This is a genomic window from Paenibacillus sp. BK720, assembly GCF_011761545.1.
GTDB lineage: Bacteria > Bacillota > Bacilli > Paenibacillales > Paenibacillaceae > Pristimantibacillus.
Genome location: NZ_JAASRQ010000004.1, coordinates 467,734 through 492,600, shown reverse-complemented (window position 1 = coordinate 492,600; position 24,867 = coordinate 467,734). Strand labels below are relative to the sequence as shown.

Below are 24,867 nucleotides of genomic sequence, written 5' to 3'. Positions count from 1 at the left end.
TCATCCCGTTTCTTTTTTTCATTCTTTAATTGCCTTTGCTTTTATCTTTGCCTTTGCTTTTATCTTTGCCCTTGCCTTTTTTGCCCGATTTGTTCTCTGCTCCGGCTTCGGTTGCCGCGCCTGCGCTGCGTCCGCCGCCAGGACTTTGGTTGCCGCCGGTGCGGTTGCCGCCGCCAGGGCTTTGGTTGCCGCCGGTGCGGTTGCCGCCGCCAGGGCTTTGATTGCCGCCGGTGCGGTTGCCGCCGCCAGGGCTTTGATTGCCGCCGGTACGATTGCCGCCGCCAGGGCTTTGATTGCCGCCAGTGCGGTTGCCGCCGCCAGGGCTTTGGTTGCCGCCGGTGCGGTTGCCGCCGCCAGGGCTTTGATTGCCGCCGGTGCGGTTGCCGCCGCCAGGGCTTTGGTTGCCGCCGGTGCGGTTGCCAAGGCTCTTGTTAGCTGCATCGGGGTTTTGTTTTTGATGCTTCTCGTTATTATTGTTTTTGTTTTTGTTTGGCAAATCTATCACTCCTCTTAAACGTAGTACTAGATTATATGAAGGATGATAGATTTGCGTCTGTACGAAAGTGGATATAAATGCGAAATGGTTCCTTGTCCGGTGCTTTTAAAGAGCGATGCTCGTAATTTTGTTCAGCGGGACATAAACGAGGTAAGTGGTTTTGTAGTTGAAGGCAGAGAATGTAGCATGCCCGTTCTTAAAGCCAGCCCATTTCGCTTTATCCAGATCCTTTCCGTTATCCAGCGTAACGCGGTGAATAACTTGTCCGAGCGACAGCTTGCTAAGGATGCCATAAGCATATTCAGCATAACTTTTTCCGTTTGATTTTTCTTCCTTTTTATACGGAATTACTGAATTGTCGCTGCAGCCCGAAGATTTGTGCTCGCATTTGCAGCCATTTGATTTGTGTGAATAGCCGTACGATTTTTTGCTTGAAGACTTGTGTTCATGGCAATCGTTTTTCTTGCCGCCCGATGTGTTCTTTTTCCCGGACGATTTGTGACGGCCGCTTGACTTTTTGCCCGACGACTGTTTCTCATAGCATTTACTGCCTGAGCTCTGTTTGCGGTCATAACCGCTGATTCTTGCAATCAATCCTATCACACTCCATATATTGGTATAATAGATTATATTAAGGTGGACAGGATTCCTCTTGGACAAAATGACCGTTTCTATTAAATGGGCTCTTTGCGGTACCGGTAAAACGCAAAAAAGGAATGTATCTTTAACAGATACATCCCTTTTATAAAGAGAAATCGTTCAGACCCGTATAAAACGCCGGCCATGCCAGTACTTGATAACCCACGCGACGATAACAGGGAGAACAGCGTAGATAAGGGCAGCGGTAATATTGACGCCTCCTCCAACGCCGACCAGCTCGAAGCCCATGATAAGGCTGTCCAGTATGGCGTGGGTGAACACGGCGGTTATAAAGCCGTAGCGGAGAAAGATAAGACAAAATACCGTTCCCAGAATAACCAGCTCTACGATACGCGTATAGAACGGGAAGATCGGATAGCCGACATGCCCCAGCGCCCACATGACCGTGGGAATAAGAGTGGCGATAAACGTATTTTTAAACCATTTCTTGAATAGAGCAATGCCGAACAACCGGAATATCGCTTCTTCGGAGATGGCCGCGCACCAGGCCATCATTGGCATCAGCCACAGCATATCCGTATTGTACGCAGATTGCGTAGCATCGCTGGTTGCCCAAGAACCGGCAAGAAACTTCATGGCGACCATAATAATCGCTTGCGCGCCGAGAATAATAGCCGCAAAGAGATAGGAGAGGCCAACGCTGCGCCATACATGCTCGCCATAGCCGCGTTCGCGGAATCCCGGCCATAACGGCCGTTTCTGCGAGCGCCACATCCCGTCGCCGGCGACAAGGGCGAAGTAAACGGCGAGGCCAACCGGAATCAGCAGTACGACGGTAATCATGACGGTAGCCTTCATCTCGGCATCCGACCGGCTCTGCTCGCCCAAGGTTGCCAAAATGCCGTCGAGTACATTCAGATTGTTATAAATGTAGAAGAAGATAAACACAAGGCTGATAAATACCCCGCGTTTAAAAGTCGTGTGTCCTCTGTACAGAATCGCGTATATAAGCGACAAGACAAGGGAGATAAAGCACATGTACGCCAGGCTGACCACAGACAGCGCGCTGCCCGTCTTTTTCTGGCCTTCCACATAAGCGACGTAATCAGCCGGAGCCTGGAATGCGGGCTTGTACCTGGTGATCACAGGTTTATCGTCGATAAGACCAACGCCGATAATCAGTTCGAGAGAAGCGTCTCCAAGCGTATAACCGGTTGGGTGAAGAACCGCGTCACCTTGGTCATTTCTATACAAGCTGTCCAATTCTTCAGGCCGGAATCCTTTTGTTTCGGCAAAAGCCTTCGCTGACGTTTGAACCAACTGGACATTCCCGGCAGATTGACCGCCAAGCCAATGCCAGCCCGTGATGCCGCCGTTTGTCATATGGACGTAGACGTAAGCCTTGGTGCCGTCCTCCAGCTCCAGATTGACCTGGAACGTATCGGTCGGGAACTTGGCTTCGTATTGATCCTCGAACTTGCCAAGCAGATCTTCCTTGGAGAAATACCCGTTTGCCAGACTGTCGGTCTGATAAATCGCATGGGCGGCTACGGCCGTTTTGCCGAACTGTTCCTGGACGAACGTTTTCGCGGTGGACTCGGCTTCGCTTTTTGCGATAACCTTAGGTGTAGAGCTTGAGAACAGCTGGTCCCCGGCTGCAGGGCCGAATTGGGTAAAGATAAAAATAATTGCGCCTGCAACAGCAGCCCACAAGAACCTTTTCCAATCATGAGGAGCGATGGAAGGGATCATACAAAACCTCCATTTCGAATTCAGACGATGCTTCGCTACAGTTACCATACCATTATTAACCTGATTTATCCAATGCGGGCGAAAGCGGAGGATGCAAACGGAAAGCGGTGAAATAAGGACTTGCAGCCAGCAAGTGACCATTTGCTTTATAGCATTGCCTATATTTGAACGAATTCCGCCTAATTATCGCTTAGGCTCATTTTGATCGTTTCCGTCCTTAAGGCGTATAATCGTTAACGTCATATAAATCGAATCGTATCAGCCGAATTTCGTTATTGAAAACGGGGGAACCAAACCGCTGTCCGGAGCCATCCGCCAGCATGGGGTGAATTTCGAGCATTCCGCTTGAATAGGGCTGCCTTTCCAGGCCCGAATCCGTCAGCTAACCTCGCAGGCTGTGTGGAACAGGACTCATCCGGCATGGGAGTTCCCGTGCTTTTTTTTATGCCCAAATGTTGAAAGGTCCATTAAAAGGAGAAAACAATGACCAAATACCTCAATATCTTGAAGTGGTCTCCGCCAAGGATTCTTGTCTTTGGGTTTGCGATGATCATTATCATTGGAGCGATACTGTTGTCGATGCCCTTTGCCTCCAATGACGGATCGCGCCTGCCCTTTATCGATGCGCTGTTTACAGCGACATCGGCGACCTGCGTCACCGGCCTTGTTGTTGTCGATACGGGTACATACTTCTCTACCGCCGGCAAGATCGTCATCCTTTCGCTGATTCAAATCGGCGGGTTAGGCTTTATGACCATGGCCACGCTGATTGCGCTGGTGCTGCGCAAGCGAATTTCGCTTAAGGAACGGCTCATTCTGCAGGAAGCGATGAACCAGACGAGCATGGAGGGCATCGTTCGTTTAATCCGCAGGGTTATCTTTTACTCCTTGACGATTGAGCTGGTTGGCGCGGTGCTGTTCGCCGTCCGGTTTGCATTTGATATGCCGCTCGGCCGAGCGGTTTGGTACGGGGTTTTTCATTCGATCTCCTTCTTTAACAATGCGGGCTTCGATATCTTCGGCCATTTCCGCAGCTTAACGATGTATGTGGGCGATCCGCTCGTTAATATCGTGTCGATGCTGCTTATTATTTTTGGCGGATTAGGCTTTGTGGTCATGGCGGATTTGCTGGAGTTCCGGAAAAACAAACGGCTTTCGCTGCATAGCAAGGTTGTTCTATCGGCAACCGGCATTCTGATTGCCGTCGGTGCCCTTGTTATCTTTGTTTTCGAGTTTTCGAACAGCATGACGCTGGGATCCCTCAATTGGGGCGATAAAATACTGGCTTCCTTTTTCCAGTCCGTTACGCCAAGGACGGCAGGGGCCAATACGCTGGATTATACCCAGCTCCGGCAGGCTACCGTATTTTTCACCGTTATTCTGATGTTTATCGGCGCATCTCCGGGCTCCACGGGCGGGGGAATCAAAACGACGACCTTTACGACTATGGTTGGGGCGGTTATCGCAATGATCCGCGGGCGGGAGGATATCGTTCTCTTCCATTACAGGCTTGGGAAAGACCGGATCTTTAAGGCGCTTACGATTACGATGCTGTCGCTGACGCTGGTCATATTGGTCACGATGCTGCTGTCCACAACGGAAGACCAGCAGTTTCTGAAAATTTTGTTCGAAACAACGTCGGCGTTCGGTACCGTTGGCCTCACGACGGGCATTACGCCCGAGCTGACGTTTTTCGGCAAGATTGTCATTGCATTAACGATGTTCGCCGGCCGGCTTGGTCCTCTGACGCTTGCTTACGCGCTTGGACCAAAAACAGAGAAAGAGCTGTACCGGTATCCGGAAGGCAAAATTACGATTGGATAGGGGAATAGGGAGCAGGAATGAAGAACAATCAATTTGTGATCGTAGGCTTGGGACGGTTTGGCTCGAGTCTCGGAAGAGAGCTCATTAAGCTGGGCTACGAGGTGCTTGGAATCGACCGGGACGAGGAAGCCGTTCAGGAGATGAGCAATGTGCTGACCTATACGGTATCGGCCGATTGCACGGACGAAGAGACGCTGCGATCGCTAGGCGTTCGTAATTTTGACTGCGGAGTGGTGGCGATTGGCGATGACATCCAGGCCAGCATACTGACGACTATATTATTGAAGGACCTGGGCGTGAAGCGGGTTGTGGCCAAAGCCATGAGCGAGCTGCATGGACGGGTGCTGGAGAAAATCGGCGTCGACCGCGTTATCTATCCGGAACGGGATATGGGCATCCGGGTTGCCCATCAGCTTGTCTCCCCGAATCTGCTTGATTATATCGAGCTGTCGAAGGAGTATACCATTGCGGAGCTTTCGGTGCCGAAATGCCTGAACGGCAAGTCGCTTCAAGATATGAACCTGCGTGCCCGGTTCGGATGCAGCATCGTAGCCATTAACAAGCCTTCCGGTATTATTATTGCTCCTACGGCTATGGATGTTGTGACGGAAAAGGACGTTATGGTCGTGATCGGAACAAACGACCAGATTGAACAGTTTGAAGAAACCATAATCAGGTGATGATAAGGACAGTGGGCGCGGTTAGCGTTCTCTGTCCTTTTTTTGCTCGCTGGCTGGCAGAGGTGGTGGGGAATGGAAGGGGCGGGATGGCTCCGCGGGACGGGGTATCTCTTCCGGCCGCTGTTGTCATTCCTTTGCTCTGAACAGGTTTACATAGATGCAGCAAAGGAAGTGACAAAGGCGAACGCTTCGCTCCTCCAGAGATACCCCTTTCCCGCCTCGCGCCGCACCCATCCATTCCCCCTCGCGAGGGAATGAAAAAGGACAGTGAAGCGCTAAAAAGCGCAAGCCACTGTCCTCCCTTGCGGGAGAGAGAAGAGAGAAAGGCAAAAGAGAAAGACAAGTGCGAAAAGATTAAAAGCGCCCCTCTTTACTGACCGAGCTCCGAGATCCATCTGCGGACCGCCGGATGAAGATCGGAAGGGTCGTTGTGGATGAGACAAGTCGTTCTCTTGGTTTCTTCAAGCTCGCGGATGGGGACAACGACAAGTTCGTTGTCGGCTAATAACTGCTTGCGCATATAGGAATGCGGGAGCAAGGTTGCCGCGCGGCACGTATGAAGCAGACGGACGATAGCCTCGAAGGAATCGATTTCCATCCTGACATCCGGCTGAAGATGGTATTTGGCGAAAACCTCGTCGGTCAGCCTGCGATACCAGGTTCCTTTGGAGAACAAGATCATCGGCAGCCCGTTTAAATCTTCTATTGAAAGAGGCTCTTCATGCGTAACGGCAACGCTGGTCGGTATGACGAGCAGCAGATGATCGTCGAACAGCGGCACGCAATGAAGCTGGGAGTCCTCGATCATGGAGGCGACGATGGCGATATCCGCTTTGTTGTCCCGGACAAGAGTGACAATCTCGTGGGTTTTCCCGGTTACGGCCTTGATGTCGAATTCCGGATGACTGGCGTTTAGCGTCTTGATGAAATCGGGTAAGGTTGTTTGCAGCGTCGTTAAGCTGGCCCCAATCGTAATGGAGGTACGTCCCGCCGCGGTGTATTCGGCGACGGAATCCATATAACGGCGGTGCAGCTTGCGGAGGTTTACGGCATATTCGTAAGTCAATTGGCCGACGCGGGTCAGTTCAAGCCTTTTGCCTACGCGCTCGAACAGCTTGGCGCCAATCTCTTCTTCAAGCTTGGCCAGTTTGCGGGATAAAGCCGGCTGGGACAAATTAAGCAGCGCAGCTGCCTTGTTCATGCTGGAATGCTCTACAATAGATGCAAACATATGAAATTCTTCGATCATTTTGGTCTCCCCGATCGCTTATGTGAATTGGTTATAATAAATTATAATAAATATGCAATTCCATTATAAGCTCAAAAGGAGTAGGATTAAAAGGGTGGCATACACGGAACGTTCACAATTTTCATAGCCCTCGCAATGCAATGTGAAGCCTAAGCTCCGAAGTCCTAATATTTTGCGGGGTTCAATAAAAGTCGAGAAATGAAACTTTCGCAAATGGTGTCGACTTTTGTTGACGGACTTAATAGCCGGGGGTACAATGTAGAATGGTTTGTCAACAGTAAAAATGTCATGGAGCGACCACAGTCTGGAAAGGAGAAGTATCAATGAAAGGAAATTCGTACTACTGGCGCAAGCTTCACTCTCTGCTTGGGGTGATTCCGCTGGGTGGATTTATCATCGTGCATGCCCTGGCCAATTTTCAGGCGTATGAGCGCGGGCCGGAAGGCTTTACCAGAGCGGTTCATTTTATTAACGGCCTGCCTGTCGTAACGCTGCTCGAGATCTTCGGCATCTATCTGCCGATTTTGTTCCACGGTGTTTACGGTTTGTATATGGCTTATCAGTCGAACCTCAACTCGGGACGTTTCAAATATGAACGTAACTGGGCGTTTACGTTGCAGCGTATAACGGGGGTAATCACGTTTATCTTTGTTATCTGGCACGTGTTCGAGACTCGCGTGCAGGTAGCGCTTGGCAATGTAACGCATGAAGAGCTTGGCTCGACCATGCATAATATTGCAACTAGCCCTGCTTTGTTCATTCTGTACCTCATCGGTATTCTGGCTGCGGTATTCCACTTCAGCAACGGCCTCTGGGCGTTCCTGATCAGCTGGGGTATTACGGTCTCCCCGAAAGCTCAACGGGTTTCGGCGAATATCTGCATGGTAATCTTTGTGCTTGTAGCTGCGCTGTTCATCCTGTCCCTCGTAGCATTTATGGGTGACGAATTCAAGGAAACGGCAAGTGCCGCATTGGCATTGACCAATATCGGTTAGTAGTATTTAGACAAGGAGCGAAACGTTATGGCTAAAAATAAAATTATCGTCGTTGGCGGCGGTCTTGCGGGCCTTATGGCAACCGTTAAAGCGGCGGAAGCGGGCGTGCATGTGGAACTGTTCTCCCTCGTGCCGGTGAAACGTTCCCATTCCGTTTGCGCGCAAGGCGGCATTAACGGCGCTGTAAATACAAAAGGTGAAGGCGACTCCCCTTGGGAGCATTTTGACGATACCGTTTACGGCGGCGACTTCCTCGCGAATCAGCCTCCGGTAAAAGCAATGTGCGAAGCCGCGCCTGGCATTATCCACTTAATGGACCGAATGGGCGTAATGTTCAGCCGTACGCCGGAGGGTCTGCTTGACTTCCGTCGTTTCGGCGGCACGCAATATCACCGTACGGCGTTCGCGGGCGCAACAACCGGCCAGCAGCTGCTGTACGCCCTGGACGAGCAAGTTCGCCGCTGGGAAGCAGCCGGTCTCGTAACGAAATACGAGCACTGGGAATTCCTTGGCGCCGTACTGGATGACGAAGGCATCTGCCGCGGTGTTTCGGCGCAAAGCCTGCGCACGATGGAAGTACATACTTTCGTCGGCGACGCCGTTATTCTCGCATCCGGCGGTCCTGGTATCATCTTCGGTAAAACAACGAACTCCGTTATCAATACGGGTACAGCTGCATCCGCTGTATATCAGCAAGGCGTTCATTACGCAAACGGCGAATTTATCCAAATCCATCCAACGGCTATCCCTGGCGACGACAAGCTGCGCCTGATGTCCGAATCCGCACGCGGCGAAGGCGGCCGGATCTGGACGTACAAAGACGGTAAGCCTTGGTACTTCCTTGAAGAGAAATATCCGGCGTACGGCAACCTTGTTCCGCGCGATATCGCAACACGCGAAATCTTCAGCGTCTGCGTTGACGAGAAGCTTGGCATCAACGGCGAGAACATGGTTTACCTTGACCTGTCGCATAAAGATCCGAAGGAGCTTGACGTTAAGCTCGGCGGCATCATCGAGATTTACGAGAAGTTCATGGGCGACGACCCGCGCAAAATCCCGATGAAAATCTTCCCTGCGGTTCACTACTCGATGGGCGGCATGTGGGTTGATTACAACCAAATGACGAACATTCCTGGTCTGTTCGCGGCGGGCGAATGCGAATACCAATACCACGGCGCGAACCGTCTTGGCGCGAACTCGCTCCTGTCCGCTATCTTTGGCGGCATGGTTGCCGGTCCTAAAGCCGTTGAATACATCAAAGGCCTTAAGAAATCGTCTGAAGACATTTCCTCATCGGTATTCGACCGCGAGAAGAAACGTCACGAAGACAAGTACAACAAGATCCTCGGCATGAACGGTACCGAGAATGCTTACGTTATCCACAAAGAGCTTGGCGAGTGGATGACAAACAACATGACGGTTGTACGCTTCAACGACAAGCTGCAGCAAACCATTGACAAGATCAAAGAGCTGAAGCAGCGTTACCAAAACATCAATATCAACGACTCGCTCAAATGGAACAACTCCAGCGTAGCGTTCACGCGTCAGCTGTGGAACATGCTTGAGCTTTCCGAAGCGATGACGCTTGGCGCTTTGCTCCGCAACGAAAGCCGCGGCGCGCATTACAAGCCGGACTTCCCGGACCGTAACGACGAGGATTTCCTCAAAACAACGAAAGCGACCTGGACGCCTGAAGGTCCGCAAATTTCGTATGAGGATGTCGATACTTCCCTTATCAAACCGCGTAAACGCGACTACACAGCCAACAAGAAGAAAGGAGAATAACAATGGCTCAAACGACAGCAACAAAAACCGTAAAGTTCGTTATTACCCGTCAAGACGGACCGGACTCCGCGCCTTATACCGAAGAGTTTGAAATTCCTTACCGCGCCAACATGAACGTAATCAGCGGCTTAATGGAAATTCAGCGTAATCCGAAAAAAGCGGATGGCGGAAACACGGCTCCGGTATGCTGGGAATCCAACTGCCTTGAGGAAGTGTGCGGTGCCTGCTCGATGGTCATCAACGGCAAGCCTCGTCAGGCCTGCAGCGCGCTGATCGATAAGCTGGAACAGCCGATTCGCCTCGAGCCGATGCGCACATTCCCTGTCGTGCGTGACCTTGTTATTAACCGCGAGCGCATGTTCAATGCGCTGAAACGGGTTAAAGCATGGATTCCGATCGACGGCACGTATGATCTGGGCCCAGGCCCGCGTCTGGCAGAAGAGAAGCGCCAATGGGCTTACGAGCTGTCCAAGTGTATGACTTGCGGCGTCTGCATGGAAGCCTGCCCGAACGTTAACGACCGCAACAGCTTTATCGGTCCGCAAGCAATCTCCCAGGTCCGCCTCTTCAACGTTCACCCTACAGGTGAAATGAACAAAGCTGAACGTCTGGAGACGCTGATGGAAGACGGCGGCATCGAAGGCTGCGGCAACTCGCAAAACTGCGTGCGTTCGTGCCCGAAAGGCATTCCGCTTACGACTTCGATTGCTGCAATCAACCGTGATACTACCAAACAATTGTTCAAAAAATGGCTTGGCTAAGAAGGATGCCCTCCGCGCAGGCGGGGGGTATTTCTTTTGCTTATTTGATAATGATAACTATTATCATTATAGTAATGGAGCTAACGTTGAAAGTCAACTCAAACAAAAAAGCTGCGCCGGACGGGATAGTGATATCCTAGTCCGGCACAGCTTTTTTGTTTGACGGCGTTACATCCATTGCTCGCCCCAGCTTTGAATCGACTCGATCACGGGCTGGAGCTCGCGACCCTTAGGCGTTAACTCATATTCGATTCGAACAGGCATTTCAGGATAGACAGTTCGTTTTACAATGCTCTGACTCTCTAGTTCCTTCATCCGATCCGTTAACATTTTGTCGCTCATCTCGGGGATCTGTTCTTTAATTTCCTTGAACCGTTTAGGTCCGCCAAGCATAACCCGGATGATAAGCCCTGTCCACTTCTTACCAAGAATGTCGGCCGCAGCTTCATACTTTGGGCACATAGTTGAATAATCCAACGCGATCACCCCTTTTTCTACCTATATTGTAGCATATGTTCTAAGGAAAAGTAAGTTCGTTAGCGCAGCCAAATTTGGGTATTTGCTAATTTTAATATATCTACTTGACTTAAGTAAGTAACATACATTATGATAATTGCATCAAAGAGAGCGGCCGCTCAATTAACGAGAGATAAAGGGAGAGGTTTTAAATGTTGGATACTGGCTTGTTGATCATTCGGGTTATTATTGGTTTATTGATGATTGGACACGGCGCGCAGAAGCTGTTCGGATGGTTCGGCGGTTACGGTCTAAAAGGCACGGGCGGTTGGCTGGAATCGATCGGATTGAAACCCGGCGTATTGATGGCAGCCGGCGCAGGCTTGTCCGAGGTTGTAGGCGGCGTATTGTTCGGAGCGGGGCTGTGGGTGGAAGTAGGAGCGGCATTGCTGATCCTTACCATGGTTGTAGCGATTGCGAAGGTTCATGGCGCCAATGGTCCCTGGGTTACGCAAAACGGTTATGAATATAACCTGGTTCTGATTGCCGTTCTGCTCGGCGTAGCCTTCACGGGCGCTGGCGATTTCTCGATCGACGCTTTGCTGAAATAATAATAGTTTTTAAGAAAAGCACCTCGGGGTTCTGCACGGCAGACTCTGGGGTGCTTTTTGCATTGTAAGGGCAGAACGTTCAAATCCGAATAATGAGTAGCCCGGCGATCGTCAATACAAAAGCGGACCATTGCGCACGGTTCAGCTTTTCCTTGTAGAGAGAATGGAGCGGTTCATGTTAGTAAGCGGGACGTCAAGGCGGCGGGGCCATAGTCCAGCGCCTTCATAAATAAAGCATTGCCAAGAGCAGACCCTGCTCCGATAATGATTCCAGCCAGCCATATCCGGTAATCGCTTAAATGATGGAATGAATTTGTTACACAATTGAAATAGTTCTGTTACGGTACAAACATATTATTAGGCTATTATAATAAACAAGACCCCCTTTTAATATATCGATTTTGGACCTGTGAGCGCACAGGTCCACTTTTTTTGTCCGATAAAGAACGCAGCAAAAAGGCTTTGCCTGAAAGGCAAAGCCTAGATTTCTTTTACTACAGTGGAACAATGATTTGCTGGCGTTTGCGGTAGAATACCCATTGCGAGAAACCGATTTCCTTCAGGCGCTTGCGTACCCGCTCGAAATCCTCGCCTATACGGCTTGGTTTATGGGCATCGGAGCCAAACGTGACATTTACTCCAAAATGAAGCGCTCTCTCTAGAATCGCATCGGAAGGGTACCAGCCGCCAACATCCTTGGTGCCGCCGGACGTATTGATCTCAATAGCGACATCGCACTTGGCGATAACTCGAAGCGTATCATCAATTACGTCATTGGCCGGAATATCGGAGAAGGCCGGGTAATAGCCCTTCATCGCATCGATATGACCGAGTATGTCGAACATGCCGCTTCGGGCGGATTGCTGGATAAGCTCGTAATACGCGACTTTTTCCGAGATCTTCTTCTCCTCGGACAAGCCTTTCCAACGGTTGCGGTTAAAGATGCTCACACCGCTGACCTGATGGACCGAGCCAATCAAGTAGTCAAACGGGACATTGCGATAAGCATCCCTATAGGTTTCGGCGTGTTTGGGGAAGAAATCCGACTCCATGCCTAGCAGCACTTCAATGCGGTCTTTATATTTCTCTTTCAGGCGGAGAACCTCGTCTACATAGCTCTGAAAATCGCTTCGGGCCATAGCGATGCCGGGAAAAGGCTGATCCTGCTCGCTGCCGAAATACGGCGAATGGTCGGAGATGCCAATGACTTCAAGGCCTGCGTCAAGCGCGGCAATAATGTAATCTTCGATCATGCCGTCGGCATGGCCGCAACGTTCGTGATGGGTATGCAAATCGAATTTCATGATGAATTCCTCCTAAAAAGAATGGCTGCCCAATGGCCAGAGCTGTTGGCCATATGTAAGGATTCTGTCTACTCGCTGCCAAGAAAGGATTGCTCGGGCATGCCTTTTAAGTCGCTTAAAAATTGCTGCATGGCCGTATTTAAATATCTGCCGGATTTATAGACGACAGCCACCGGGTGATAGGGCTCAAGCTCCGTCGCTTTGATGATTTTGAGCGAACCAAGCTTTAATTCATTGGCAATGGACAGCTTGGAAACGACGGCAATGCCAAGATTAATCTCAACCATTCGCTTTACTTCTTCGCTGCTCGACAGCTCCATAATAATATTCGGCTGGATATTATTTTTCTTGAAGATTTGATCCAGGAAGCGGCGGCCCAAGGTGTCGGGCGCAAGCATGATAAAGGGGTAATCCTTGATCATATCTATCGTAGTATGCGCTACTTGGCTTAAAGGATGAGCGGGAGATGCAACGAGGACAAAGGAATCGTAATAAAGAATGGATGTGTCCATATTCGGATTTTTTTCCGAGATGTAGGTAATGCCGATATCGACTGAACCGTTCTCCACGCTGGCCAGAACTTGCGAGGATGGCATCGTGTGTATCGTCGTTTTGATCAACGGATACTGGTCCTGGAAGTAAGATAACACCCGGGGCAAGATCTGAATGGCCATGGATGAGGTGGTTCCGAGTACGATATGGCCCTGGGGTATCGCATTCAAATCGGACAGCTTCTGCTTTAATTCTTCAACAACCGCAAGTATTCTCTCCGCATGCTCCAAAAAAACTTTTCCGTGGTCGGTCAAGGTGACGGGCTGATTGCGATCGATGAGAACTGTCTTGAATTCGTCCTCCAGCGTTTTTATTTGAGCAGAGACGGCCGGCTGTGTCAAATTCAGCAGCTCGCCGGCTTTGCGGAAGCTCATCGTCTTCGATATGGTGAGGAGCGTTTCAAGCTGGCTAATATTCAATTCAATTCCCCCTCGAACATGATCACTATTTATTATAAAGCAAATGGATGATTACAGCAAAAAAGCGGGCAAGCTTCAAAAATTCTTAATCTAATGTTTTCGAAGCATGAGGTTAATGTTAATTTTTTGTATGGCCATTTCAATTGAAAAGGAATAAATGGGGGACTGTCGAACTATTGCTGAAGTATGGCCAATGAAACGGGGGCGTTTGTTCTGGACCAAAGAGCATTGCGTGGCTGGAAAATGTACGATTGGGCAAACTCCGCCTTTGCCACCACGATGATGGCAGCGGTGCTGCCGGTTTATTATTCCGATGTCGCAGCCGTTCATCTGGCGGGCAACCGGGCCGAGACCTATTGGGGTTATACCCAAAGCATTGCGATGCTGCTGGTGGCCGTGTTATCGCCGATTCTTGGGGCTATTGCCGATTATACGGGCTCAAAGCTGAGGTTTCTGTCCGTATTTATGCTGCTTGGCGTATTGTCCTGCGTATTTATGGCGTTTGCCGGTGAAGACGATTGGCTATTGGCTTCATGCCTGATGGTGTTGGGCTCTATAGGCTTCTCCGGAGGGAATACCTTTTATGACGCGATGCTGGCGGACGGCGTGCCGCAGGAGTTAAGAGGCCGAGTCAGCTCGCAAGGTTATGCTTACGGTTATGCCGGAGGCGGCCTGCTGCTGCTTATCAACGTTATTATGATTGAAGGCTGGGAGACGCTGGGCTTCCCAAGCAAAACCTTTGCCACCCAGATGGTCTTTATTACGGTGGGGGTTTGGTGGCTGCTGTTCTCCATTCCGATTCTTCGCTTGGTGAAGGAAAGCAGGAAGCCAACCGGCCATCTCGGCAGGGGCGAAATCATCCGGGCAGGCTTTGTCCGGATTGGAAAGACCTTCTCGGTTATCAAGCGATATCCCGAGCTGCTGAAGTATATGGCTTCTTTCTGGTTTTTCAACGATGGAATCAACACGGTTATTGTCATGGCAACGATATATGGTGCGGGTATCGGCATTGAGACAAGCGATCTGATTATTGCGCTGCTGATCACGCAGTTTGTCGGATGGCCATGTACGATCCTGTTCGGCAGGCTGGCCGGTCGTTTTGGTTCGAAGCGCATGTTGTATTATTCCTTGCTTATTTATGTTCTTATCGTCGGGCTAGGCTTCTTTATGACCAGCGCCGTTCATTTCTATGCGCTTGCCATCATGGTGGGCCTTGTGCAGGGCGGTAGCCAGGCGGTAGCCCGTTCGATCTATGCCAATCTGGTGCCGCCTTCGCGGACGGGCGAGTTTTTTGGCTTCCTGGCGCTGTCGAGCAAGTTCTCCTCCTTTGCGGGTCCGTTTGTCTTCTCCGTGGTGGGGACCCTTACCGGTTCGAGCCGGGTCGCGATTTTGTCTCTGATTGCCTTCTTTATAATCGGAATCGTTTTATTGTGGAAGGTTAATCTGGAAAAAGGCTCGCGCGAAGCGGCAGAGGAAGAGATGGCATAAGCAGGCTTCGGCAGCAAATGCTATAATGGGTAATGATCCAATAAAGAAAGGTGCGATGATGAATGCCACGCATTTACAGTAATTTGACAGAGCTGATCGGCAACACACCATTGCTCGAGCTTACTCATTACAATAAGAGTCAGGATTCGCTTGCGAAAGTTATCGCGAAGCTGGAATACTTCAATCCGGCTGGCAGCGTGAAGGACCGGATTGGTTTTGCGATGATTAAGGATGCGGAGGAAAAAGGAAAGCTTGTTCCCGGCTCGGTGATTATTGAACCAACAAGCGGCAATACCGGCATTGCGCTCGCTTTTGCGGCGGCGGCTTTGGGCTACCGGCTCATTATAATTTTGCCTGAATCGTTCAGTATCGAACGCCGCAAGCTGCTGGAGGCGCTTGGCGCGGAGCTTGTGCTTACGCCGGCATCCGAGGGCATGTCGGGAGCAATCCGCAAAGCGGATGAGCTGGCTGCTCAAATTCCAGGCTCCTACATACCGATGCAATTCAGCAATCCCGCGAACCCGGACATCCATAAGACAACGACAGCGGAGGAAATCTGGCGCGATACCGACGGCCGGGTGGATATCTTTGTGGCCGGCGTTGGTACGGGCGGTACGGTCTCCGGCGTAGGCGAACGCTTGAAGCAGCTTAATCCAAACGTAAAAATTGTTGCCGTTGAGCCGTTTAGCTCCGCGGTATTGTCTGGCGGCGAAAGAGGTCCCCATCTGATTCAAGGCATTGGCGCGGGCTTTGTGCCGGATAACTATAACGCGTCCGTCGTGGACGAGATTATTACGGTCAAAAACGAAGACGCGTACCGAACTTCCCGCATGCTGGCGCGCAGCGAAGGCTTGCTGGTCGGCATCTCTTCCGGCGCCGCGGCATTCGCGGCTTCTCAATTGGCCAAACGTCCGGAGAACAAAAACAAAACGATTGTTGTCCTTCTTCCTGACACGGGCGAACGTTATTTGTCGGCGAATTTGTACGACGAAGCTTAATATGGTGAGGAGTGCGAGCTATTCGCATAGCGCAATAAGACCCCATGAGGGTCTTATTGTGTTATAAGGGGACTGAAGTCGCCGTGATAAGACCCTGCCGTGGTCTTATCGTCTATAAGAGCAGACTGAAACTGGCAGGAACGGTCAGTTGGCGATGAAATAAGACCCCACGAGGGTCTTATTGTGCTATAGGGGGTTGAAGTGGCTACGATAAGACCCTGCCAGGGTCTTATCGACTATGGCGAGCTGGGTGGGTGAAACTGGCGGAAACGGTCAGTTGGCGATGAGATAAGACCCACGAGGGTCTTATTGTGCTATTAGGGGGTTGAAGTGACCGTGATAAGACCCTGCCGGGGTCTTATCGTCTACGCGAGCAAGGTGAAACTGGCGGATGGTCAGTAGGCGATGGAATAAGACACTGTCAGGGTCTTATCACGATGTGAAATCGGGCTCGTGCGCAGCGCCTGAGCCCCTTTCGGCCCTCTCCCCAAAGCCGCCGGGGGTTGTGGGCAGCGGTGCTGGGAGCGCGGGGCGGTCGGGGAGGGGCGCAGGGGTAAGTGAAGGAATCTCCTGCAGGAGCGCCCGCCTTTGTCTACACTTTGCAACCTTGGAACATTAAGTTCAGGCAAAGTGTTGACAACAGCGGCTGAAAGGAGATCCTTCACGTCCCCGGATCACACCGACCCGACCGACCCCGATCGACAGCAAAAAAGCCGCCCCAACACAGGGCGGCTCCCCACACTCACAACCATTTTTTCTTCCTAAACACAATCAGCATTCCAGCCCCCAAGGCGAGCATGATGCCAAGCAGAATAATTGATCCGCCGCGCACATGCATCCCGGGAATAAAGTCGAAGTTCATCCCGTAAATCCCGGTAATAAAGGTCAGCGGCATGAAGATCGTCGTCATCGCGGTGAACACGCGCATGATCTCGTTCGCCCGGGCCGAGATCGTCGACTGATAAGCTTCTCGCAAGTTGCCCATGAGCTCTCGGTACGTATCGAAGGACTCGGCGATTTTGACGGCGTTCTCGTAAATGTCGCTGAAGTACTTTTGCAGCTGGTCATCGATTAGCTTCAAATCCCGCTTGTTCAGCGTGGCGATAAGGTCCTTTTGCGGGCCAAGCACTTTCTTCAGCCACAAAATTTCGCCGCGCAGACCGATGATTTCGTTCAGATGCGTTTTTTTCGTATTCATTAATATATCTTCTTCCAGCATTTCGATCCGGTTGTCGATCCGGTCGCCTACGAGGAAGTAATTGTCGACCACGATGTCGACGAGATGATATAGGAAATAGTCCGGCCGATTAACTTCCTGCTCCCACAGAACGGGTTTCAGCGTGCGCAGCTCGTTGAGCTTTTGCTTCGTAATCGTAATAATATAATGACGGCCTAGAAAAATATTCAGCGCGCGGAGGAAGATTTCCTCGTCATCGAACCGGATGCTGTTAATGACAATAAAATATTGGTTTTCATAAATTTCGATTTTCGGACGCTGCTCTTCCTCGCTCAGGCAGTCCTCGACCGCCAGATCATGCATGCCGAACAGCGGCTGCAGGATCGCAAGGTCTTCCACGTCGGCATCAATCCAATAGAAGCCTTCCGCTGCCGGAACAAGCGTCTCATTAATGTCTTCGATCAGGGTAAATAACCCGTTGTTTACATGACGAATTTTCATCCGAGCTTCTCCTCTCTTGTGACGAGCTGCCGGATGAACGAGCAAAAGAACGGACTTAAAACGCAAACGCCCGCTTGAGCAACGATAGATCCGGCAGCTGCCGTATTCGGTTGTTGTCAGGCTTCGGTCGATCGCCTTCCATTCTGTTTGCACTCCTTTACCTTTTATTCTTCATGAAAAATCGGCTTTTAATCCTTGTCTAGTATACTCCCCTATACACTTTACATTCAAGCGGAAAAATAGGCCGACTGACCTTTTGGAAAGCCTTCTACAGCATATGTCAATAACGTCCTTGACGCGAATGGCAGAATCCATTAAAGTTAAGAATAGAATTGGATTTCTACAACCGAATAGAACCACTTTCTTATCAAGAGCAGGCGGAGGGACTAGCCCGATGAAGCCCGGCAACCGGCGTAAGCACGGTGCTAATTCTTGCGGAAACTTTAGTTTCTGAGAGATGAGGGAGGCGAGAGCTCTTTTTTTTTGATGAGCGCACGACCTTTTCTCACGGCAGAAAGGGTCTTTTTTGCGTTGAGAAGGCCGATAATCAAGTAAAGGAGTGAATCGCAATGCCGATTAAAGTACCTGATTCCCTGCCAGCCAAAGAGATTTTGAACAACGAGAATATTTTCGTTATGGATGAAAGCACCGCTTTCCATCAAGACATCCGTCCATTACGGATCGCCATATTGAATTTAATGCCTACCAAGGAAACGACGGAAACGCAGCTTCTTCGACTCATTGGCAATACGCCGCTGCAAGTGGAGATTGTATTGCTGCATCCGAAGACCCATACATCGAAAAATACGTCGCACGAGCATCTGGAATCGTTCTACAAAACCTTCGATGACATCAAGGACCAGTATTATGACGGTCTTGTTATTACGGGCGCTCCGGTTGAGCATCTGAACTTCGAGGACGTGAATTACTGGGAAGAGCTGAAGGACATTATGGATTGGAGCAGACGCCAGGTGACGTCGACCTTCCATATCTGTTGGGCCTCGCAGGCGGGCTTGTACCATCATTACGGCGTACCGAAATACGAACTGGACAAGAAGATTTTCGGCGTATTCCCGCATACAACCGAGAAGCAGAACGTCAACCTGCTCCGCGGCTTTGACGAAATGTTCTTTGTGCCGCAATCCCGTCATACCGAGGTCCGCCGCGAGGATATCGAGAAAATCGGGGATCTGGAAATTTTGTCGGAGTCCGAAGAATCCGGCGTATATATCGTGGCTTCCAAAGACGGCAGGCAAATTTTCGTCAGCGGGCATTCGGAGTACGATCCGCTTTCGCTGAAATACGAATATGACCGCGACAAAGCAAAGGGGCTGGAAATTGATCTGCCGAAGAACTATTTCCCGGGAGATAATCCGGAAAAACTCCCTTATTCGACATGGCGCTCCCACGCGAATTTGCTGTTCTCGAACTGGTTGAACTATTATGTATACCAACAAACGCCTTATGATTTGGGCGCAGGCATCTAATTAATAAATTAGAAATGACGAAGACGAAGGAGACGGACGAACTTATGAAAATTGAAAGTCATCTTGCGCATATCGGTTCCGAGAAGGAGCCTGTTACGGGTGCGGTAAGCTTCCCGATTTACCAAGCAACGGCGTTCCGCCATCCCAAGCTTGGCCAAAGCACGGGCTTTGATTACGCCCGCACCAAAAGTCCGACGCGTACCGTTCTGGAAGAAGCGGCGGCTCAGCTCGAATCCGGCGACGCGGGGTTTGCCTGTAGCTCCGGTATGGCCGCTCTGACAACGATCTTCGCTTTGTTCAGCCAAGGCGACCATTTGATCGTTTCGCTTGATTTATATGGCGGCACATACCGTCTGCTTGAGAAAATCATGTCCAGATACGGCGTTACGGCTTCGTATGTCGATACGAACGATCTTGACGGCATGTCCGAGCTGCTTCAGACGAACACGAAGGCGGTTCTGATCGAGACGCCAACGAATCCGCTGATGATGATTACAGACTTGGAGCGTGTATCCGCATGGGCAAAGTCCAAAGGTCTTCTTACTATTGTAGATAATACGCTGCTTACTCCGTTCTTCCAGCGTCCTATAGAGCTTGGCGCGGATATCGTCGTTCATAGCGCAACCAAATACTTGGGCGGTCACAATGACGTTCTAGCCGGTCTGATCGTGACGAAGGGCAAAGAGCTCTCCGAGCAGATGGCTTTCCTGCATAACTCGCTTGGCGCCGTTCTTGGTCCGCAGGACTCCTGGCTGCTGATGCGCGGCATGAAGACGCTCGCGCTTCGCATGGAACGCCATCAGCTTAACGCAACCGCTATCGCGAATTATCTGCTGGAGCATGAGGCGATCGAGGATGTCTATTATCCGGCGCTGCCCCATCACCCGGGTCATGATGTGCAGAACAAGCAATCCTCGGGCAACACCGGCATTTTCTCCTTCCGTCTGAAGGATGCCCGTTACGTAGAGCCGATTCTCCGTCATATCAAGCTGATCGCGTTTGCGGAAAGCCTTGGCGGCGTCGAGTCGCTTATGACTTATCCTGCTGTTCAGACTCATGCCGATATTCCGTTGGAAATCCGCCAGAAGATCGGCGTTGACGACCGTCTCCTTCGTTTCTCGGTTGGAATCGAGCATGCCGATGATTTGATTGCCGATCTAAAGCAGGCGTTGGCTGAGGCAAAGCGCGAAATCGAGGGGGCTTAAGGCGCCATGAGCGAAAGACATAATCCCGAAAAAATCGCCGGACGCCGCTTTGCGACAAAGCTGCTGCATTTCGGCGCTGAAATCGACGAGCAGACCGGCGCATCCAGCGCTCCGATTTTCCAGGCGTCAACCTTCCATCAGGCGGACATTCAAAATCCTCCGCATCATGATTACAGCCGTTCGGGCAACCCGACCCGCGAGGCGCTTGAAAACTATATCGCTTTGCTGGAAGGCGGAACCCGCGGCTTCGCTTTCGCCTCCGGCATGGCGGCGATCTCGACGGCGTTTATGCTGCTGTCCGCAGGCGATCATGTGATCGTAACGGAAGACGTATACGGCGGTACATACCGTTTGCTTACGGCCGTGCTGACCCGTTTCAATATTGAAACCACGTTTGTGGACATGACGGATTTCGACCAAGTAAAAGACGCGATAAAACCAAACACCAAAGCGGTATTTATGGAGACGCCGTCCAACCCAACGCTCAAGATCACGGACATCGCCCGAGTGACGGGCTGGGCGAAAGAAAACGGCCTCCTGACGATGCTCGACAATACGTTCATGACGCCTTACCATCAGCGTCCGTTCGAGCTTGGCGTTGATATTGTGCTTCACAGCGCTACGAAGTTTCTGAGCGGCCACAGCGACGTGCTCGCTGGACTTGCTGTAACTAACGATGAAGCTCTTGGACGCCGGCTCTATCAGCTTCAGAACGGACTCGGTGCGGTTCTGAGCGCTCACGAGAGCTGGCTGCTGATGCGCGGCATGAAGACACTGCAAGCCCGCATGGAGCATAGCGAACGCAGCGCCCGCAGACTGGCCGAATGGCTGAATGATCATCCGGAGGTTGCCAGAGTCTACTACCCTGGTCTTGAGGATCATCCGGGCCGGGAGATTCACGAGAAGCAGTCGAAGGGTTACGGCGCCGTCGTTTCCTTCGACGTAGGCAGCGGAGAACGCGCGGCTGCGCTTCTGAGCCGCGTTCAGCTGCCGCTGGTTGCCGTCAGCCTTGGCGCGGTGGAAAGCATTTTATCCTACCCGGCCAAAATGTCGCATGCGGCAATGCCTAGGGAGGTTCGCTACGAGCGGGGAATTACGGACGGTCTTGTCCGTTACTCGGTAGGGCTTGAAGATATAGAGGATCTGATTGCGGATCTGGACGCTGCCCTGCGCGGATAATTTTTGTTCAAAATAAGCGAAAAATGCGGCTGTCGCTTGCGACAAGCCGTATTTTTTCGTATTTCCGTAACATACGAAAGATGACGGACAAGAACGAGATATGATAGGATTAGTTGATAGCTATTAAGAACGGAAAGATAAGGAGGTCTTGCGATGTCTACGTTGGACCAGATTTTGGATAAAGCGCTGCAGGGCGAACGGATTACGTTTGACGAATGCGTAACGCTGCTTGAATCCGATGAAATTGAAAAAATGGGCGAGGTTGCGAACCAGCTGATGCTGAGACGCCATCCTGAACCGATTACGACCTTTGTCGTGGGCCGGAACGTCAACTATACAAATATTTGCGATGTCTATTGCCGGTTCTGCGCATTCTACCGCGCGCCGGGATCGAATGAGGGCTATGTCCTCTCGAACGAAACGATACTTAACAAAATTCAGGAAACCATCGATGTAGGCGGTACGGAGATTCTGATGCAGGGCGGTACAAACCCGAATCTGCCGTTCTCCTATTACACGGACCTGCTCCGCGAGATCAAGCGGCATTTCCCCGACATCACGATGCATTCCTTCTCGCCTGCCGAGATTCAGAAGATGAAGGAAGTTTCGGATGGGCTGTCGCTTGACGAAGTGATCCGCCAGCTGCATGAAGCAGGCCTTGATTCGCTTCCGGGCGGCGGCGCCGAGATTCTCGATGACCGTACCCGCCGCAAAATCAGCCGTCTGAAGGGCTCCTGGACGGATTGGATGGACGTGATGAAATCCGCTCACCGTCATGGCATGAACACCACGGCAACGATGGTATACGGCTTTGGCGAGACGGCGGAGGAGCGTGCGCTTCACCTGCTCCGCATTCGCGACGCGCAGGATGAATGCATCGCTAACGGTTACGATTCGAAGGGCTTCCTTGCGTTTATCTGCTGGCCGTTCCAGCCTGACAACACCAACATGAGGAAAGTGGAGAAGTCGAAGCCGGAGGAATATCTGAAGATGGTTGCGGTAAGCCGCATCATGCTCGACAATATCGACAATTTCCAATCCTCGTGGGTGACGATGGGGCCGGAAATCGGCAAGCAGTCGCTTTCGTACGGCTGCAACGACTTCGGCAGCACGATGATCGAAGAAAACGTCGTATCCGCCGCGGGCACCACGCATAAAGTCAACATTGAACTTATTCTTCAACTGATCCGCGAGTCCGGTAAAATCCCGGCGCAACGCGACACGAAATACAACACGCTTAAGATGTACGACGACAACGAGCACGCTTCGAAAGACTTTGTTATGCAGAACTAATAAAGGAATAAGCATCCGGTCCCGGTTCTTGGGGCTTGGATGCTTATTTTTATTTCCGGCGAGAAATGAGGTTGGTGTCACCTATTCTTTTCCATGAACAAGACAAGGGGAGAAGGATGCGGTGACGGAGCAGGAGGGCAGCGGCAATGCCGACGTTTTCCATACCGTTTCCATTGATACATACGTGAAGGAGCAGGGGATCGGCAGCCTGGACCTGATTCTGCTATGGAGGGTCATGAGCATATCGTTCTTCAAGGCGCCGAGGGAGATCACATCATTGCCCTGCGCGATTGCAACACCAATGTAGATATGACCGGTAAACCGATTGAAATTATCGCTGCGGGTTTACCTTGAGGGCCCTCCTCATGGCTTGAATATGATCGCTGTCAAACATCTTTCTATTCTGGATGATCCCCGGATCAAGCTTTGCCACGACGTCAGCCCCAAGCCTCTGACCCATAAAAAAGGTTATCCCCTCAACCAATGGAGTAGCGCCATCGCCTGCGCTGCGTTGGATTACCTCTCTAAATTTGCCCGCAAAATCGAGAACTACGCTGGACTGGATCCAACGCAAACTCGAAACACTATGTCCAGTCACTTGTATCGAATTAACGGAGCAAAGATTAACGCTCTGTTAGAAACAAAAATTGCTGTCCGAGGAAGCCGGGCAGCATAAAAAGCCTCGCCCCACAAGGAGTGGGGGAGTGAGCGAAGCGAAAGCGCAGCGACATCGCCGCCATCAGCAACATCCCAACCTAGCCAGCTCGAAAAACAAACCAGCACTCACCGCCGCCACTGCCCATCATCTCCCACCACTCCATTCGTATATACCCAACCCCCCAGCCATATACTTATAAGGGGAATGAAAGGGGTGAGCTCATGGAGCTGTTTACCGTAACGCTGCCTTCGAACATGGAGCAATCCGCTGCCCAATTAGCGGCGAGTTAATGGCGGAATACACGACCACTGATCTACATATCGCAAACATCGAAGAAGAAGCTATACAGTACACGCTGCTTTCCGATAAGGAAATAAGCTGCCAAGCGATCCTGCCGTATTTTCAACTGGCTGACCATAGCCAATCGGTGTATCAAGCGGCATCCAAAGCGCTTGCCGAATTCATCGTAACCGATATGGAACCGCTCATACTGGCAGCCATCATTCGGAGAAAATACAGGAACAACCATGCCATCGATGCGCCTGTCATCGAAAAATATTGCCACGAGCTGCTGCACGGAACGGAATGGGACGGTCTCGGGACGAGATTTTTGGATGCGGACCGGCAGAGACGCAAAACGAAGGTAGCCGATGAGATTGACCGCTACCTGCAAGAAAACTCCGTTTTGCATTTGGACGGATTAACCTCGTTTCGGTTGCTTGCTTACCGGACGGAGCTGGCGGAAATTGTAGATTACGCTTTGGATGAGTACGTGCTGGATAAACAGTACCAGGAGTTTATTTCGCTGCTGAAATATTTTGTGGGCTTGCAGGAATCCAAAGTGCCGATTGTCCATCTGGTGCATAAAGGAAGCCATGAATTTGTCCTCTACAATGAAAAATTTCAGCCTTTTGAACCGAAGCCCCACTCGGACAAGTTAGTGGCCGAGATGCTGGAGACCGAGATGAATATTGAAGATATGGTCATCAGCTCGTTAATTGCCGTCTCTCCCAAGCATATTATGATCCATACGAGGCAGGAGGATATGCAGGTGATCCGGACGATCGAGACGATTTTCGACAACCGCGTATCGGTCTGCACCCAATGTCCGGCTTGCAGCCCATGCTTTGAAGGAAATGGAACCATTCAGCCGGATAGCCGCATCTATTGACCAATGGGGGACAAAGCGGTTATAATTTGCTCATAACTATGCAAAAAGCCATGACAAAGCCATGTATTTGCTACGCAATGTCGGTCCAGAGAGAGGAAACTCGGCTGCAATTTCCTTCAAGACATCAGCAAATATACCCCTTTGTAGCTGTGCCGTTGAACGTGGATCATAACGAATAACCACTACTAAGCTGCACCGGATGTCTCCGTTATCAGATCAATACAAG

At 51.0% G+C, this 24,867-nt stretch carries 23 protein-coding genes and 2 riboswitches; of the genes, 15 read left to right on the top strand and 8 right to left on the bottom strand.

The genetic code is table 11. The features are described from left to right. Positions 1 to 25: 25 nt before the first annotated feature. The 3 genes from FHT67_RS29720 to FHT67_RS17690 form a co-directional block, all read right to left on the bottom strand. On the bottom strand, positions 26 to 496 hold the full coding sequence (locus FHT67_RS29720; protein ID WP_208403339.1) for a hypothetical protein: 471 nt from the start codon (positions 494 to 496) through the stop codon (positions 26 to 28). 105 nt (positions 497 to 601) lie between these two features. Further along, the gene (locus FHT67_RS17695; protein ID WP_167200344.1) at positions 602 to 1,090 is read right to left on the bottom strand and encodes a hypothetical protein; all 489 of its coding nucleotides are present in this window, start codon (positions 1,088 to 1,090) and stop codon (positions 602 to 604) included. A 165-nt stretch (positions 1,091 to 1,255) separates the two neighbouring features. Next, positions 1,256 to 2,848 carry a CPBP family intramembrane glutamic endopeptidase gene (locus FHT67_RS17690; RefSeq protein ID WP_167200341.1) on the bottom strand — a complete coding sequence of 531 codons (1,593 nt, stop codon included), beginning with the start codon at positions 2,846 to 2,848 and terminating at the stop codon, positions 1,256 to 1,258. 250 nt (positions 2,849 to 3,098) lie between these two features. Then, a riboswitch (cyclic di-AMP (ydaO/yuaA leader) is annotated at positions 3,099 to 3,260 on the top strand. A gap of 71 nt (positions 3,261 to 3,331) precedes the next feature. Here FHT67_RS17690 and FHT67_RS17685 point away from each other — a divergent pair. Both FHT67_RS17685 and FHT67_RS17680 read left to right on the top strand, forming a co-directional pair. Beyond that, positions 3,332 to 4,672, top strand: a complete 1,341-nt coding sequence (locus tag FHT67_RS17685) for a TrkH family potassium uptake protein (RefSeq protein WP_167200338.1) — start codon at positions 3,332 to 3,334, stop codon at positions 4,670 to 4,672. A 17-nt stretch (positions 4,673 to 4,689) separates the two neighbouring features. After that, positions 4,690 to 5,352, top strand: coding sequence for a potassium channel family protein (locus FHT67_RS17680; protein ID WP_132307834.1), 663 nt, complete (start codon positions 4,690 to 4,692; stop codon positions 5,350 to 5,352). Positions 5,353 to 5,722: 370 nt separating this feature from the next. Here the strand turns inward: FHT67_RS17680 and FHT67_RS17675 are convergent, their stop codons facing one another. Beyond that, a complete protein-coding gene (locus tag FHT67_RS17675) occupies positions 5,723 to 6,601 on the bottom strand; it encodes a LysR family transcriptional regulator (protein WP_167200335.1) in 879 nt (292 codons plus the stop codon). Positions 6,602 to 6,924: 323 nt separating this feature from the next. On the opposite strand from FHT67_RS17675, the gene FHT67_RS17670 reads away from it, so the two are divergent. The 3 genes from FHT67_RS17670 to sdhB are packed head-to-tail and all read left to right on the top strand — an operon-like array spanning position 6,925 to position 10,142. Then, the gene (locus tag FHT67_RS17670; protein ID WP_132307830.1) at positions 6,925 to 7,596 is read left to right on the top strand and encodes a succinate dehydrogenase cytochrome b558 subunit; all 672 of its coding nucleotides are present in this window, start codon (positions 6,925 to 6,927) and stop codon (positions 7,594 to 7,596) included. A 27-nt stretch (positions 7,597 to 7,623) separates the two neighbouring features. Then, complete coding sequence (gene sdhA, locus FHT67_RS17665; protein ID WP_167200332.1) at positions 7,624 to 9,381, top strand: succinate dehydrogenase flavoprotein subunit; 1,758 nt, start codon at positions 7,624 to 7,626, stop codon at positions 9,379 to 9,381. A 2-nt stretch (positions 9,382 to 9,383) separates the two neighbouring features. Then, positions 9,384 to 10,142 (top strand): succinate dehydrogenase iron-sulfur subunit, encoded by a 759-nt coding sequence (gene sdhB / locus FHT67_RS17660; RefSeq protein WP_132307826.1) that lies wholly within the window; start codon positions 9,384 to 9,386, stop codon positions 10,140 to 10,142. Between the two features lie 168 nt (positions 10,143 to 10,310). On the opposite strand, the gene FHT67_RS17655 is transcribed toward sdhB, so the two are convergent. Next, positions 10,311 to 10,604 carry a winged helix-turn-helix transcriptional regulator gene (locus FHT67_RS17655; protein ID WP_167200732.1) on the bottom strand — a complete coding sequence of 98 codons (294 nt, stop codon included), beginning with the start codon at positions 10,602 to 10,604 and terminating at the stop codon, positions 10,311 to 10,313. A gap of 206 nt (positions 10,605 to 10,810) precedes the next feature. On the opposite strand from FHT67_RS17655, the gene FHT67_RS17650 reads away from it, so the two are divergent. Then, entirely contained in the window at positions 10,811 to 11,209 is a 399-nt protein-coding gene (locus FHT67_RS17650) for a DoxX family protein (protein WP_167200329.1), read from the top strand. Between the two features lie 494 nt (positions 11,210 to 11,703). Here the strand turns inward: FHT67_RS17650 and FHT67_RS17645 are convergent, their stop codons facing one another. Continuing rightward, positions 11,704 to 12,513, bottom strand: a complete 810-nt coding sequence (locus FHT67_RS17645; RefSeq protein WP_167200326.1) for a histidinol-phosphatase — start codon at positions 12,511 to 12,513, stop codon at positions 11,704 to 11,706. A 68-nt stretch (positions 12,514 to 12,581) separates the two neighbouring features. Then, positions 12,582 to 13,484, bottom strand: coding sequence for a LysR family transcriptional regulator (locus FHT67_RS17640; protein ID WP_132307820.1), 903 nt, complete (start codon positions 13,482 to 13,484; stop codon positions 12,582 to 12,584). A 186-nt stretch (positions 13,485 to 13,670) separates the two neighbouring features. Here FHT67_RS17640 and FHT67_RS17635 point away from each other — a divergent pair, with 186 nt between their 5' ends. Beyond that, a complete protein-coding gene (locus FHT67_RS17635) occupies positions 13,671 to 14,972 on the top strand; it encodes an MFS transporter (protein WP_481856717.1) in 1,302 nt (433 codons plus the stop codon). A 62-nt stretch (positions 14,973 to 15,034) separates the two neighbouring features. After that, positions 15,035 to 15,970: a cysteine synthase A gene (gene cysK / locus FHT67_RS17630; RefSeq protein ID WP_167200323.1), complete on the top strand. Its 936-nt coding sequence runs from the start codon at positions 15,035 to 15,037 to the stop codon at positions 15,968 to 15,970. Positions 15,971 to 16,712: 742 nt separating this feature from the next. Here the strand turns inward: cysK and corA are convergent. Beyond that, positions 16,713 to 17,648: a magnesium/cobalt transporter CorA gene (gene corA / locus FHT67_RS17625; protein WP_132307816.1), complete on the bottom strand. Its 936-nt coding sequence runs from the start codon at positions 17,646 to 17,648 to the stop codon at positions 16,713 to 16,715. A 361-nt stretch (positions 17,649 to 18,009) separates the two neighbouring features. Next, a riboswitch (SAM riboswitch) is annotated at positions 18,010 to 18,112 on the top strand. A 105-nt stretch (positions 18,113 to 18,217) separates the two neighbouring features. On the opposite strand from corA, the gene metA reads away from it, so the two are divergent. The 7 genes from metA to FHT67_RS17595 all read left to right on the top strand — a co-directional run bounded on the left by metA (position 18,218) and on the right by FHT67_RS17595 (position 24,641). Next, the gene (gene metA / locus FHT67_RS17620; protein WP_132307814.1) at positions 18,218 to 19,135 is read left to right on the top strand and encodes a homoserine O-acetyltransferase MetA; all 918 of its coding nucleotides are present in this window, start codon (positions 18,218 to 18,220) and stop codon (positions 19,133 to 19,135) included. Positions 19,136 to 19,179: 44 nt separating this feature from the next. After that, positions 19,180 to 20,340 carry an aminotransferase class I/II-fold pyridoxal phosphate-dependent enzyme gene (locus FHT67_RS17615; protein ID WP_167200320.1) on the top strand — a complete coding sequence of 387 codons (1,161 nt, stop codon included), beginning with the start codon at positions 19,180 to 19,182 and terminating at the stop codon, positions 20,338 to 20,340. 6 nt (positions 20,341 to 20,346) lie between these two features. Next, on the top strand, positions 20,347 to 21,519 hold the full coding sequence (locus tag FHT67_RS17610) for a trans-sulfuration enzyme family protein (protein WP_167200317.1): 1,173 nt from the start codon (positions 20,347 to 20,349) through the stop codon (positions 21,517 to 21,519). Between the two features lie 153 nt (positions 21,520 to 21,672). Beyond that, on the top strand, positions 21,673 to 22,812 hold the full coding sequence (gene mqnC / locus FHT67_RS17605; RefSeq protein WP_132307809.1) for a cyclic dehypoxanthinyl futalosine synthase: 1,140 nt from the start codon (positions 21,673 to 21,675) through the stop codon (positions 22,810 to 22,812). Between the two features lie 121 nt (positions 22,813 to 22,933). Further along, positions 22,934 to 23,119 (top strand): hypothetical protein, encoded by a 186-nt coding sequence (locus FHT67_RS17600; RefSeq protein ID WP_167200314.1) that lies wholly within the window; start codon positions 22,934 to 22,936, stop codon positions 23,117 to 23,119. Between the two features lie 18 nt (positions 23,120 to 23,137). Then, entirely contained in the window at positions 23,138 to 23,488 is a 351-nt protein-coding gene (locus tag FHT67_RS29715) for a hypothetical protein (protein WP_208403338.1), read from the top strand. Between the two features lie 271 nt (positions 23,489 to 23,759). Further along, positions 23,760 to 24,641, top strand: a complete 882-nt coding sequence (locus FHT67_RS17595) for a putative sporulation protein YtxC (RefSeq protein WP_167200312.1) — start codon at positions 23,760 to 23,762, stop codon at positions 24,639 to 24,641. Positions 24,642 to 24,867 lie beyond the last annotated feature (226 nt).